Annotated in this window: 7 protein-coding genes and 1 pseudogene; 4 read left to right on the plus strand and 4 right to left on the minus strand. The window is 35.7% G+C overall.

Translation table 11 applies throughout. The features are described from left to right. Positions 1-209: 209 nt before the first annotated feature. Positions 210-1,238 carry a D-alanine--D-alanine ligase family protein gene (locus ACM03V_RS08200; RefSeq protein ID WP_414620276.1) on the minus strand — a complete coding sequence of 343 codons (1,029 nt, stop codon included), beginning with the start codon at positions 1,236-1,238 and terminating at the stop codon, positions 210-212. A 214-nt stretch (positions 1,239-1,452) separates the two neighbouring features. Then, positions 1,453-1,776, minus strand: a pseudogene (locus tag ACM03V_RS08205) (transposase); the annotation flags it as partial. A 125-nt stretch (positions 1,777-1,901) separates the two neighbouring features. Here ACM03V_RS08205 and ACM03V_RS08210 point away from each other — a divergent pair. From ACM03V_RS08210 to ACM03V_RS08220, 3 genes are all read left to right on the plus strand, one after another. After that, the gene (locus ACM03V_RS08210; RefSeq protein WP_414620277.1) at positions 1,902-2,069 is read left to right on the plus strand and encodes a hypothetical protein; all 168 of its coding nucleotides are present in this window, start codon (positions 1,902-1,904) and stop codon (positions 2,067-2,069) included. Positions 2,070-2,223: 154 nt separating this feature from the next. Further along, complete coding sequence (locus ACM03V_RS08215) at positions 2,224-5,247, plus strand: hypothetical protein (protein WP_414620278.1); 3,024 nt, start codon at positions 2,224-2,226, stop codon at positions 5,245-5,247. Positions 5,248-5,352: 105 nt separating this feature from the next. Continuing rightward, positions 5,353-8,997, plus strand: a complete 3,645-nt coding sequence (locus ACM03V_RS08220) for an ATP-binding protein (RefSeq protein WP_414620279.1) — start codon at positions 5,353-5,355, stop codon at positions 8,995-8,997. Positions 8,998-9,264: 267 nt separating this feature from the next. Here the strand turns inward: ACM03V_RS08220 and ACM03V_RS08225 are convergent, their stop codons facing one another. Both ACM03V_RS08225 and ACM03V_RS08230 read right to left on the minus strand, forming a co-directional pair. Continuing rightward, positions 9,265-9,693 (minus strand): photosystem I reaction center subunit II PsaD, encoded by a 429-nt coding sequence (locus tag ACM03V_RS08225; protein WP_414620318.1) that lies wholly within the window; start codon positions 9,691-9,693, stop codon positions 9,265-9,267. A 235-nt stretch (positions 9,694-9,928) separates the two neighbouring features. Next, a complete protein-coding gene (locus ACM03V_RS08230; RefSeq protein ID WP_414620280.1) occupies positions 9,929-11,938 on the minus strand; it encodes a DICT sensory domain-containing protein in 2,010 nt (669 codons plus the stop codon). Between the two features lie 1,430 nt (positions 11,939-13,368). Here ACM03V_RS08230 and ACM03V_RS08235 point away from each other — a divergent pair. Then, entirely contained in the window at positions 13,369-14,412 is a 1,044-nt protein-coding gene (locus ACM03V_RS08235) for a glycosyltransferase family 4 protein (protein ID WP_414620281.1), read from the plus strand. Positions 14,413-14,635: the final 223 nt, after the last annotated feature.

A 14,635-nucleotide genomic window follows, 5' to 3' on the forward strand; every position in this document is an offset into this window, starting at 1 on the left:
TACTCTGCGAGAAGCCGCCGCTTTGCGCGTCTACAAGTCGGCGGCAGTCGCTACAACTCGCTTGTTCCAGAGCAACGCGCTGCCTTGGGAACCCGCGAGGGCGCACTGGCTCACCAATGACAAATGACGATTCTTGTTAGTTAGCTTTAGACGGCATCACTCTACTTATTCTAAGTCAGAAGAAAGCTAAAAAGGTGATTTACCCGACATTATCTCGCGCTCAACGCTTCATTGATTGCCGCCATAAATAACTCATTTAAAGAAATTCCCGCTGCGTTTGCCGTACAGGCAATTACCGCATTGTGGTCAAAAATACAAAACAACCCGGCTTCTAAGAACCAAGGTTGTCCCTGTGGGTCAATCCGGAAGTCAAATAAACTATAATGGCGACAACCCAAAGCCAAATGACACTTTTTAACTTGTTGCTGAACCTTTTGGGTAATCGGGTCATTAATATCTACAATCCAACCTGGAACATAATTTTTAGCAGTTGAAGCCAAGTCGCCCTCAATTGGTATTTTGAATTTGTCAGTATAGCTGCGGATGGGTCTTACTTGGGGATCTATCTGATATTCTTCAAGGGGTAAACCGATTAGCTCCCCATCTTTGACAATAGCACCGCATCTGACTTCTCGACCGGCTTCAATGAATGTTTCTACGATTACCTCTGAAGCAAATTCAAATGCTTTCTTCAAGGCAGCGTCATACTCACTAGGCTCTTTGACCAAGGACACCCCTAAAGAGTTGTCGGTATTTGCAGGTTTGATCACTACTGGAGGTGTAATTGTTGGAACGTCTCCTTGGCGGAGCAGTTCTCCAGAAGGGACTTTCACTCCTGCTGCTGCGACAATTGCTTTAGTTTTGGCTTTGTGGGCCGTGATTGCCATCACATCTGGAGTATTGCCTATATAAGGGATCTTTAGCAAGTCGAATAGTGCCCGGTAGTTAGTCATTCCAGGGAGACAAAACATTTGTGGCAACATAAGGTCAATGTTTTGCGCTGTTATAAACTGTATAGCATCTGCTAGAGGCATCGGTTTAGCGACAGCAATATCTTCTGGACTCAGAGAGTCAGGAAATCGCCACTGGCCATCAAGTGTGATGTATGCAATCAAAAAGTCATAGAGCGATGGATTCGCTGTAGCTACTAGACAGCTTTGGGCGTAATTGCGTGACAACTCACAATAAAAATAATTGTATGCAGATCCAACTAAATGAAGGATACGAAGTACTGCCATGATTCATTTTCCTAAGTACCGTTGCAAAAATTGCCTGACAAGAGATGAGGAAGCAAGCGGAAATTGTTCCTTCTTATCTTCTTCATCCCTTAGAAGTCTAAGCAAAGGCTTAGACTTTTGTGTTCATCTCTCGATTACAAAGCGCGTTTTCTTTGCTGGTTTTGTGCGCCAATGCTTTTAATGTACTCGATTGGGGGGTGGTGTAATCATCCAAGTCAATATATATGACTAATTTATTTTTTTTCTTAGCAATCCATTCCAAGCGTTGAAGAAATTCACCGAAGCCCGCATCACAAACTTTACGACCCCATAAACGTTGCATTCCTCTAAGATTTAAAGTTTCAAAGCACAAAATATCAAATTTATCAGTTAATTGATGTGCTAATTTCCAAAACCAATCCCGTCTGCGATTAGCAATTTTTTCATGCTTACGTACTAGATTTTTTCTGGTGCGTTCCCGATTATTTGAACCTTTAATCTTTTTGGAATGCCGTTTAGAGGCTGCTTTAATGTCGTTAATAGATTGTTTGAAAAATTTGGCTCCGATGTTATGGCTTATCGACGGTTACAAGGTATTTATCCCGGTGCATTAGATGGCGATCGCCAATTCTGGCTCTAACATCCCAACCGCTAAACTAAAACTAAACATTCCCATCTTCTCCTATGCTTTCCACTGCTCCCGAATACCAAATTACCTGGGAAAAACTTCCCCATGACTTTGTTTTAGACAACGAATGCGTGGATAATCTTAATCAACCGTTGCTCGCTGCTGCATTAACCGAAAGCTTAGAAATTGCTGCTGCATTAACTGATAATTCTCTTACTATTTAGACAAACGTAATTACATACTTTGACTTAAAGATTTTACAAAGTAGCAATGTTCGTATAATTTATACGTCAAATCGCGGTAGCGCTTGGGTATAAATAAAGATTATTTATTAAATAGTCATTATTTGCAACATTAAGAAAAATAGGAGCTACCGGGGTGAATAGTCTAGAATCTGGAAACAATGAATTAGTTAATGTAGACTACAGCGATTTATTAGATAAGATTTTACAAGTTTTAAAAAGTCCGCAGCATCAAAATTTATTTAAAATATCTGACGACAAACAACGATTATTAATTAGTATCAATAATGTTGCTAATCAAGTTATTACTTTACCAATAAATAGTCCTTTGGGTGCTTCTAGTAATAGTGCTAAGACTGCTACGGTTAATTTTAGTCCAGGTTTTGCAACAAAGTTTCCCCAACAAATTGAAAAGATTAACGATTGTTTGCAGCATTTATTAACATCTCAAGTTGAGCCGCATTCATTATCTATTCAACAGTTTGTCGAAAATTTAACTACAGATTTACAAAGTTTTAAAGGGAGTAGTTCTAAATTAGATTTTAGCTATCCTTTCAGCGACTATAAAAATTTACAGAAACAGCGGTTAACTGTATCGGGGAAGAGTGAAAAAGGTAAAGAAGTTTTACGATTTCACAAATTAACCATTAGCGTACAGAAAACCAAAGAATTTAGCGAGCAGTTACGAGCGGGTTTAGAAAAGTATATCAAAGCTGAATTTAGCGATAGAAGTGAAACAGAGCGGGAAGATTTAAGCTATATTCTCGATGATTTATACCAAGATAAAGATAAATCGGAATCGGATTTTTATAAACTGAAACAAATTATAGATAGAGAAACTTTAGGAAAACTCAAAAAACAAGCCCAGATAAATTATTTAGAGTTTTTACATGAAAATCTGAATGTAGATACTAGTAATAATGCTCAAGCTGCGGTTTATTTACAAGATACTATCAGACGTTTACGCTTAGTTGATGAGTATATTAACGATATTAATAAAGCTGATGGTGATTATTTGGTGAATTATGCAGGAGTTGACATAAATTACAGAGATATTTTCTCTCGTGGTGAAGCTTTTGATAGTTTACCGATTATTCCCAAAGTTGAAGGTTATTTGGGAGAGACGAAGGATGAAGATAAGGGAGAAATTCAGTTTATTTTCGGTTTGAAACTCAAATTTGATGGCAAAGTGCAGGCTTATGGTGGTAAAAATGTATTTGAATATTATCTTAATTTACTAAATCCAGATAGTAAGGAACATCAAGAAGAATTAAACGATGTTTTAAAGAAAAAGACTTTTGCGAGAAAAGTTTTACGAATCGTATTTTTATATTATCTAATGTTTGCCTATCGTCCAAATCCGGTAACAAGTAATAACAATCAAAATTGGCAATTAGAATATAATCCAATTCCGGGATTTGATGAAAAGGTGATACCAATTCTCAAGGGTGATGACGATGAAGCGAAAAGAAAACTTTTTAGAGGAATTCTCAAGGGTTTTGAAAAGTATAATATCTATAATAAAGTTAAAATTGTCAAGCAATCTTTAAGCAAACTAATTAAATCGAAGCGAAATTTTCCTGCTAGAGAATATCCTTTACACATTTCTGTTAGTAAAAGCATTCTTGAAAGAGATATTCAGGAGATAACTGATAGCAATACATTTTTTAAACCTGTTTTGAGAGGTAATCCCAAACAACTGCTTAAATATATATCCATCGGTGAAGCTGATACTAAAACGAATACCCTTTGCTCTCTCCCCGCTAAAATCACCGTCAGCGATATTCATTACGCTTCATCCGACGAGCAGCAAAGTTTTAACATGGAGTACGATATTAACAATATTCGCGCTTTACCCGTATTGCTTTTACCGCTTCAAGATAGCAAATGTCAGGAAGTTTATAATCAAGATTTAAAACAACGGAAATTAATTTTATTTCCTTATAGATTAGAAGACGAGCAGTTAGATTCGCAGCAACTATTCATTTATAATTTTACTTTTTCTCTGTTATCGTACATGAGTTTAAAAGTATTATTGCACGGGCATCAACCATTATTCATTCCAATTTTACGATTGCATTTACATAATAAAGATGAAGATGCGCCAATAGAAAAGTCGATAGTATGTTTATCTAAATCATTGTCTCACTTATTAAACGAAGAACATCGTTCTAATTCTCAAGGTGTAGATATTAGAAGTTTAAAATATAAGTTACCTAATGTATTTAGTTCGCTATATTCGGTACTTCCTAAAAAATTTAATTTTAACGGTGCTTCAGAATCTGCGAAAATAGTGGATAAGCTGGCAATAATAATAGTATCAAGTCGGGAAAGCGATAGAAGTTGGAAAAGCTCTCAGAAAGTTTCTAACGTCATGGGAGAAATTTTAGGTTTTACCTATCAAAATGGTGCTGTCAAAGTAAAACTAATTAAAACTTTTTCCGATAATTACCAACAACAACAGGTATTTAGTCATCCAACAGTAATCATCGATCAAGTTGCTCATCTCTATCAACAAGGGTATAGACGCTTTATTTATATTGCTAAAGCACCTTATACCAGTAGTTTATACATGACGCAAAAGGAAGAAGATGATGGATTATTTTTCATGTCAAAAGAAGTAATTAGAGCTTTCAAATCGACACATGATAATATCAAAATTTATCCGATGTTTTTTGATAAATATTATGCTAGTAAATTTGTAGGAAAGATTGGAGTCGATTCTTTATATATTCAAGATACAGTAGAATTAGCAAATATTGTAGACGATCCAAGTAAGAAATCTGTGGTATTCTTCAATTTATTTAATGGTGTCACCATTGGTAAAGGTGACGATCGCAATTATAATGGTGTAATTTCATACGCTACTTTTGCGAATATCTACCAAGGTATTTTAGATGATGAAGATATTTACAAAGGTTTGATTTTTAACGGCGATTTGAAAAATGAAATATTAAATTTATTGACTTTGTTCCATTTTTCGCGGTACGAAAAAGCGAAAGATATCAGCCTCAAGTTAAATCCTTATGAAAATTTGATTGGTGATGATTCGGTTGGGGCACTTTCTTTATTTAATCATATGAGAGGAAGGTCTTTATTTAATTTGTTAGCGTTTTTGACTGAAGTGAAGAAGATTTTAAATGTACAGAAGACTAATTAAAGATAAAACATTTTTTTAAACGCAGAGTAACGCTAAGGTTAGCGCAAAGTAACGCTGAGTTTTTTGAGTCATATTTTGAGTAATTTTGATAGAAGTTGAATCGGGATGTCATCTAAAATTTCGGAAGAATTAGGGCGTTTATTTGAAGTCGGTTTCAATATCGGAATTCTGGCTTATATCAAAGAGAAGCAGATAAACCACCGTTTTGGGAATTTGTATGTTGAGGAATTACAGCAGTTGAAGTTTCCTCAGATGCTCAAGCGTATTGTCAGTCAAGTTATCAGTACTCTTGAAAGAGAGATGGTACAAAAGTGGTGTACGTTTTATCTACAGAAAGGTTTTTTATCTGGATTAAACTTTTTTGCAGAATATTTACAATCTATAGATTGGGATAAACCACGTATTATCTGTAAGTTAGAAATACTATATTATCAATGTCAATTTAGCGGTGATAACAGTATTGGAACTTATGAAGGTAAAAATAAAATACAGTGGTTTCAAGAACTTTTACGTCAGTTAGGTAATTTTAATTCAGATCAAATTGAACGTATTAGCAAACAATATTTTTGGGAAGACTTAGATTTAGGTAAAAAAGGTGAGTTTGTCAATGCAGATACTTTGATGCTGCTACGATATCGCAAACAAGTAAGAATTGTCTGTGTAGATTTATCGGTGTTTTCGATTAAATCAAATCAAGAGGTGATAAATCTTGATTTTGTAGAAATTTTAAGAAATCTGCTAGTTAAAGATATCAGTTATTTACGTTCTAAAAGTGTTTTTTCACAGCTTCGTATCGATACACAGTCTTTAGGTTTTGAGTTTAATGACGATTTAAAAAAATATTTTACTGCTTTTAAATATAAGGATAAAGAAAGCGCTAAATTAATTCAAGCTGGTGGTTATGCTTATAGTTTTTATAACTTTCTTAAAGAGAGAAATATCATTAATAATGAATCAATAATATTTAATCCGGTTGGATATAGCGATAGAGGTGTAAGTGCTATGTCTGTTAACCCGGAGAATCTAACTGTTTTAAAAAATTGCTATGAAATATATACTAAAGATTCTAGTATTCCAGAGATAAATGAAGCTCGCAAACAGGTTTTATATCGTATCAGACGTAGTGCTTACAGTAGTTTTATTAATGGGAAACAGTTTGTTGATGCTCTTTTAGATATTCCGGCTAATAATACTACTACTGTAATTCATCAAGAAATAATTGAAGGCTTTTTCAATTCTGTAGGTACGGTTTCTCAAGAATTGATGGATAAATTGGGATTAGCTGGAACTTTAGATTTACGAAATGCTCATGCAGAATTAATTAAAAGAGAGCTTATTTCCGATTCTAATTACATCTTTTTAACTGGTAATCCCGGTATCGGTAAAACAACTGCGATCGCCAATTTTCTCAAAAGTCATGTTGATGATGGTTTTCTATTCTTTTATGTCAGCCCTCGCAAGCAAGTAAATTTAGATATCATTGAAAAATTTAAGCATAAAAATTCAGATAAATTATGCGATGACAGAATATTAGCTATTAATAGTCATGGTAATTTAATTAGCGATAATCAAGGAGAATATACGGTACAGTATTTATCTAATCAGCGTCAGGGAGATTTTAGATTACAAACAGTACATTTTCGCGATAGTCGTAATGTTGAATTACGTTTGCAGCGTACCGATAGACTTGATAGAAAAGCAGAAGATACCATTCAAGATGCGGCAAACAGCGATAAAGGAGTATTAAATAGTATCTGTGAGGCAATTTACACAATTATAGAACGTCAAAAATCGAATAATATTGTTGCTACAGCCTCAATTCAATCTCTGAAAAAAACAGCCGATGGGAACGATACTTTAAAGCATTTTGAGAAGATTTTTAGAAATGCTTATAACGAAAGAGAAGGTTTGGTTATACCCGAACGATTGAAAGCTATTTCCAGCAAAATCAAACATTTATTCATCATGATAGATGAAATAACTGGTGATGATAGCGGTGTTGAATTTTTACACCGTATCAATCAGATTTTAAAGAAATATGAATTGACAGATTCTCAACATGGTTTCAACACCAAAGTAATTATTGCTGATGCTTCTATAGTCGATAAAAATGTTATCAACCAGCATCTTGCCGATAAAACACCGGAACCAGATAAAATCTACTTTCGCAAAACTTCGGAAATTTCCGAACCTCTTTCAATCGAGCATTTTGTATTCAAAGAATTACCATCTACACTCATCAATGCTAATTCTTATCCAGCAAAAACTTTATCGATTACATATAAAGCTATAGTTGAATCTTGTCAGTATGTAGAAAAATTTCAGCTTCAAGATAAAAATAGTTTAACTAAAAGCTTACAAAAAGAAATTCTTCAAGATATAGAAGCTTTATTGAATTCTTCTGAAGTCGAACAAATTATAGTTTACATTCAAGATAAACAAAGGTTAGGGGAATTAATTGAAAAGATAGAGCGACAAAGAGAACAGTTTAAACCCTTTGAAGATTACATCGAAATTCACGCCAATATATCCGAGCCAGAAAAAGAGCAAATAAATCAATGTAAAAATGATGTCAAAATCGTTTTTATGACAGCTTCCGGAAGTAGAGGTTTATCTTTTCCCAAAACAAAACATATTTTAGTTGAAATTCCTGGATTTGAAATTGAGAAAAACCTCATGGAAGTCATTCAGGTAATATATCGAGGGCGTGGAGACGATAAAATTGATAATCAAGATAAACAATTAATATTTTACTTAGCTCAAAAGTCAGTTTACTATCAAGATGACTTTGAAAATCAACACATAGCTATACAAGAAAGCGTTTTATCTTTATTAAATATATTATTAATTTTAAAAGCTTCCATAAATACCAGAATATTTGGTTATGGAAATATAGGTAGAGAAAAATTTATTATCGTTCCCATTGGTGGTAAATCAATATTTACTGCTAGTCAAACATTTTCTACTCGGATAGCAAATCTAATCAAACAGTTAAAGCAGGAACAACGTAGAAATAGAAGCGATATTTTAGTAGAACAAGTTTATACAAATTTAGAACAATTATTAGGTAGCGCACAATTTACCGTCAAGGATACCGTATCTTCCAATTATCTCGATTTATATAAAACTTTTAACAATAGCTTTGCCAGAATTTGCAGTAATTTAGATCAATTATTAGACTTCGGCAATCTTGAATTAGCTTATATCAGCGGAAGCTTATTAGTAGTACCAATTCCTAAAAATACTTTAGAAGAAACTTATCAAATGCGAGTGCTAGATATAGCCACTTACGCTAACGAACAATTATGGCAGAATATGCAAATAATTAGTCGTCGTAAATCTTATCCCGAAAATTTACGCTCTGCTATTAAAGATGCCATAGAATTAATTAACAAGCTTAAACAAGAAGTCGGTAAAACTCAAAAGCTCGAACAATTTAGTCAAAATTCAGACCAATATTATGCTTTACCATTATTTACATTTATAAGTGGTGAAATACTCAAAGAATATTTTCAAAACTTAACAGAAGAACCAGAAGACAAACGCTTTCGCGATATTCTCGCTATTTATATTCGTTTACTTTATCCCGTTAATAATATTTTACCAATTGGTGATGGTTACAGAGAATTTCCTTTTGTACTTTTTAGAAGTTACAGTTTAGGAGAAATTAGAAAAAAGAGCTTTACAGATAAATATTTATTAACTTCTAACGAATTAAACGTACTCAATTTGATTCTTTCTAAAGAATAAATTTAGAGAATGTTTGAAATTTCATCTATAACCCGCATAGTTGAAACCGCTAGGTGTTTTCTCTAGCTCCAACCGCTTACTCTCCAAGAGTGACCACTTAACAGTTACCAGTAACCAATAAACAGTTATTATTTATCGGTTAAATACAGCGATACAAGGAATAGACATACAGTTTAAAAACTCCAACCGACAATCTATTCCCCATAATCTTTGTTCAATTTCCGATAAACTTATTAACTGCTAACTGGTTACTGGTAACTGATTCAACTACGGATTAGGAGCGTCAAAAGGTTTTACGCCACTAAACTTAAGTTTTGCAGCACTAGGATTGTCACCAATTTTACGGGCAACAAAACGCACTTTATCGCGACCTTCGTTGACTTTTTCAGGGAAGACACCATCAGCCGGATGTAAGTACTGAGTTTCACCGTTAGGATAAATCCGGTAAATCTTGTAATCAGTAATTTTCATTTTCCGGAACATAGCGCCCAAAGCGATGCCGTACTCTTTACGAGCAATTTCCAGCTTATTTTCGCCTTCATTCATTGTTGCAGCGCCACCAGTAGGCATTTCAAAAACCTGCTGCTTGGGGCTAGTCCAAGTAATCGCGTACTTCTCTTCTTCTACCGCTTTTTTGAGCAAGCCGCCGGTGCTGCCACCAAATAATGGAGTTTTTCCGGAGAGTGTTTCTGCCATAATATATTCTCTCAACGTTGAAACGTTTTTACGGCATCCTAACACTCCAACGGCGACCATATTACGATTGCGTTAGGAACTTTAACAAATAATGGAAATTGGCAATTGGGCATTGGTAATTGGGCATTGGTAATTGGTAATTGGTAATACTTATGAGTTATGAGTTATAAGTTATGAGTTGAAAAATATCTACCCCCTCTACCCCCTCTCCCCATCTCCCCATCACCCCATCCCCCTACTTCCCCACAGCCACCGACAATCTCTCCTCCTGACTGCCTTCAACACTCGGTACGGTGAAGTGAAATTTGGAGCCTTTATCTTTACCTGATGATTCTGCCCAAATTTTTCCTCCCCACCCAATGACTATCTGACGACAAATTGCTAATCCTAAACCCGTTCCGCCGGTGGTGCGCCTTAATGCTCCTTCTTCTTGATAAAAACGGTCAAAAACGATTTCTAAACGATTGGGTTCTATTCCTCTTCCGGTATCGGCAACTGTAACTTCAACCATCTGATTGCCGTTGCGAGTTGCAATGATTGTAATTTCTCCTTGGGGTGGCGTAAATTTACAAGCGTTATCCATCAGTTTTGCTAGCACTTCTACTAACCAATCGCCATCTGCTCTAATCAAAGGCAAATTTTCTGATATTTCTGCGGATACTTTTGGTAACTCTTCTATTTTGGTGCGAGCGTTAATTCTACTAACTGCTAAATCTACGCATTCTTGTAAAGTCAGTGTTTCTGGATGCCATTCAATTCGGCCGCTTTCTAAGTTGGAAAGAGTCAGAAAATCTTGAATTAGCTTCCGCATTCTTTCTGAATCGGAAAGCGCCGTACTCAACATTATTTCACGCAATTCCAACGGCATATCTGGTTCGGTAGCTAAGCTTTCTAAGCACACTTGAATTGTGGAAAGCGGAGTACGCAACTCGTGTCCAGTAATCGCTATCAAGTTGCTACGAGTACGTTCCAATGCTTCTAATTGCTGATTAAAATCTTCTAAATTGGCGTAGGCTTCGGCTTGAATTAAAGCGGCTCCGACGGAAGTGGCGATCGCTGTTACCAAGTCTAGTTCTTCAGCTTGCCATTCGTGGGGTTTATCGTTGCAATACTGTAATTCTATGATGCCTAACATTCGCCCCTGAAACCATACGGGTTCCATCAACCACGAACGAATAGAAAAACTTTTGACAAAATCCGCAACTTCTGGAGAATCAGCGACGCGAGAGTCTTCAAAAGTATCGGAAACACACACACCTTCCCCCATTTGTAATACTTCCTGAAATATCGGATTCTTTTGTAATTCTCTAGTTTGCCCCAAAAGCGATAAAACACTAGGGCTAATAAATTCATGTTCGATAATGGCGTTCTTATCTGCTGCTTGAGCGCGGTAGATTAAACATCGGCTAGCTGCCAAATTTTGCCCAAGCTCCTGTACGGCAACTTCTAAGACTTCTCGCGGATTTAGCGATCGCCTAATTGCCGTACTAATTGAGTTGACTAATCGTTCTTTTCGTGCTTGTGCGGCGATCGAGCGATAAGCTTTGTGTAATTTATATTGGCTGGCTTGTAAATAGGTAACTAAACGCTGCACGAAGGGATTGGTATCGATGTCGCAAGCATATTCGCTCTTATCGTCTACAATCTGCTCGCTATAATTATCGCCAATACCAAAGCGTTGGCGTGCCTGCTCTACTTTATCGGCTAATTCCGGACGATAAATAAGTATTTTATCTAGTAACAAGTCGGCCGCTTTGAGGCTTACACCCCTTTCAGCGGTCCAAATTCCCTCAAATCTCCTTGCCGTGTCCATATCAAGACTCGGAATTAATTCTGGAGATATTTCTCTTCTAAATATGGAAGTAGGATATTCTCGGCAAACTAAGCAAGTCGCATAATTAAAAGCAATAACTACCAAATGCCACTCTTGAGAAAGGGCATCTTTCGGCTCAAAAGCTACCTTTTCATAATGTTCGGAACTGCTACTAAAATCTGTTTCTGGAGCAGATAAAACGTATATTTGATTGCTGATTTGCGCCAGTCGTTGATACCGATGAGCTTCTTGACGGTAGAATCTTTCTCTTTGAAAACTGGCAATCACTAAAGGCTGCTCCATTGTGGCAGCCAAAACCTGGTCTTCCATCGCGTGGGAGAGCGCTGTTAATGAAGCTTTAAAGTATATTTGAGGCCGCAAGTAGGGTAGTACTTGTAGCAAATCACTCAGCACGGAAGTCGAAATGCTCATGAATGTCGTTAAGGAGCCACAATCTGGATTTAAATCCACGTCACAGCTGCATTGTACAAACTACAAGGGAATCTCAGGGCAGGCAAATTGTTGCGATTTGTAAACAATATTTCTGTAGGCTTCAAATAGCAGCGATAACGCAGCTGTATGGCAAACAAATAAGATTGAATCCATGAAAACATTCTACCTTGCTGTTGAGTAATATTTCGACAAAAGAATCTATGACTACTTTGGAATTTCTATTTTTATACTTATCTAAGTAGCGTCAGTTTTTTGGCCAAGTGTAAAACGCTCTATATAATCTTCTATAAATAAACATAATTCTTAAAATTGTACAGCTAATTTATCTGCGCTAATTTACTATTTTTAGAATATAAAATGCTGTTCCCGCTACTTATTTTGTTAAAATAATTATCCTTTTTTATTTATCCTAACCCAAAATATAATTAAATATTCGTTTTAATGTTTCACGAAATGATTTGAAGCTTTTGTTTATTAAGATAATATTAATATCCTCAGAAGGTTTTTAAATAACATATTTGTGATGCTCTTCTTTATACATATTTTACCATGAAAACTGTCTAATATTTTTGAATAAGATAATTTATTAGTTAATGAATTTTGCGGTAAAATAATTATATACTAGTTAAGCAATCGCACTTAATCATTGATTTTAAAGAATACTATTTAGGACTTAGGCAAAGCCCCCCAAATTAGCGGGGGGTTGGGGGCATTTAAACGTCTGAAAAGCTTAATTTATCGTCGCAATTGCGTAAGTCCTACTATTAAATAGTCTCTTTCTAAACATTAACTTTCTTTATTCGTCTTTAAGTTCCTCAAATATCATAAAATCCTAATTTTAATTTGATTCGCTATTCATCTTAAATTAAGTGGTGTCTGTATATTATTTATCAGTTTTAAAAATTCGATTTAGAAAAACAATCGTTAATACATACTATCTCTAAGTTAATAGCAACACTGAAATATACATAAAAATATTAAGTATATTGCATCATGTTAATGTTTCATGTAATATTGCTTTGTCTGTATTTCAAGATAGTTTAAGCAGTATTAAACAGTTTTGAAGTAATGCTTAGAGACATATGCTTATTTCCTTAAAACTAAGTCGGGAGTCAATATTCTTTATCGGCTTAATTTTCGCGAAATAATCGGCAATGCTAGCAACAAATAGTTAAAGACTCGAAAAAGACTCCAAAGTATTTAACTTTAATTGCTGCTTAAATGTTCCTTCCTGTCTTATTATTAATGTAGATGCAGCTATTTAAGCGGTGCAGCAATCCTGCATTAAGGCAAAACAAGGCATAGCATACCTACCCCGCGAGAATAACCGTTCTGGATTTTCTATTCATTTAGAAAAGCAGGATCTATGCGAGGTTAATATGCTTTACTTCCCACAAAATTGGTGAAACATGAGAATTGCTCAAATTTCTCCTTTATGGGAGCGCGTTCCTCCCTTTCGCTACGGCGGAATAGAATTAGTTGTCAAACTTCTCACGGACGAATTAGTTCGGCGAGGCCACTCTGTAACTTTGTTCGCTTCTGGTGACTCGATTACAAACGCAAAGTTGCACTCAGTTCACGATAAAGCTTTACGGCTCGACTCTTCTATTCAAGAGCCAGATATCTACCATCAAATGATTCTCGCTGAAGTTTATCAAGAAGCATACGCCAATTTTGATATCATTCATTCCCACATTGGTTATACCGCTCTTCCCTACAGCGGTTTCGTCAAAACACCCACCGTGCATACGCTCCACGGAGCATTTACATCCGATACCATCAAGATACATCACCGTTTTAGCGAGCAACCTTTAATTAGTATTTCCTCTTCGCAGCGAGAACCTTGCCTGGACTTAAATTACGTCCACACGGTTTATAACGGAATTGATACGGTTGTTTATCCCTTCTATTCTCAACCCGTACAGCCTGCTTATCTAGCTTTTATAGGTAGAATGTCGCCGCAAAAAGGAGCGGTAGAAGCGATTAAAATTGCTCGTGCTACTGGTTTAACCTTGAAAATGGCTGGCAAGGTTGATGTAGTAGACATGGATTATTTTCGAGAGAAAGTAGAACCATCAGTTGATGGCGAACAGATTCAGTACCTTGGAGAGATTTCCCATGACGACAAGGTAAGACTCTTGGGTGAAGCAATGGCAACATTGTTCCCTATTACCTGGCGAGAGCCTTTTGGTTTAGTAATGATTGAGTCTATGGCTGCTGGTACTCCTGTAATCGCCATGAATTTGGGTGCCGTACCAGAAGTTATTGTTGATGGAAAAACAGGTTTTGTTTGCGACTCTACGGACAAAATGATTGAGATGATTCCAAAAGCTACGAAATTAGACCGTCAAATTTGCAGGGAATACGTTGTCAGTCGGTTTAGTGTGGAATCGATGACTGACGGGTATGAGAAAGCTTACTCGATGATTTTGAATTCGGGCCAATCTACATAAGCTCTAAACTATAAAGGGATTATTGTTTTCTAATACAACTCTGACATTACTCGCAATTGCTGCAGAAGTATAATATGTTATTACAGGAGTCTGCCTATAGGTAGACTTTTTCACTGTAATATAGCTTATTAACGCAAATTGAAAATATCAAAGCCTTAAAAAAATTTCAATAGGTATTTAAGTTTATAAGTATATTAGAGGAATCTTGAATAGCATTATTTTA

This window comes from Calothrix sp. CCY 0018, assembly GCF_963920925.1.
Lineage (GTDB): Bacteria > Cyanobacteriota > Cyanobacteriia > Cyanobacteriales > Nostocaceae > Rivularia.

Coding starts and splice junctions, on each gene's coding strand:
- ACM03V_RS08200 (WP_414620276.1), bottom strand. CDS start 1,238: ATGGCAGTACTTCGTATCCTTCATTTAGTTGGATCTGCATACAATTAT.
- ACM03V_RS08210 (WP_414620277.1), top strand. CDS start 1,902: ATGCTTTCCACTGCTCCCGAATACCAAATTACCTGGGAAAAACTTCCC.
- ACM03V_RS08220 (WP_414620279.1), top strand. CDS start 5,353: ATGTCATCTAAAATTTCGGAAGAATTAGGGCGTTTATTTGAAGTCGGT.
- ACM03V_RS08225 (WP_414620318.1), bottom strand. CDS start 9,693: ATGGCAGAAACACTCTCCGGAAAAACTCCATTATTTGGTGGCAGCACC.
- ACM03V_RS08230 (WP_414620280.1), bottom strand. CDS start 11,938: ATGAGCATTTCGACTTCCGTGCTGAGTGATTTGCTACAAGTACTACCC.
- ACM03V_RS08235 (WP_414620281.1), top strand. CDS start 13,369: ATGAGAATTGCTCAAATTTCTCCTTTATGGGAGCGCGTTCCTCCCTTT.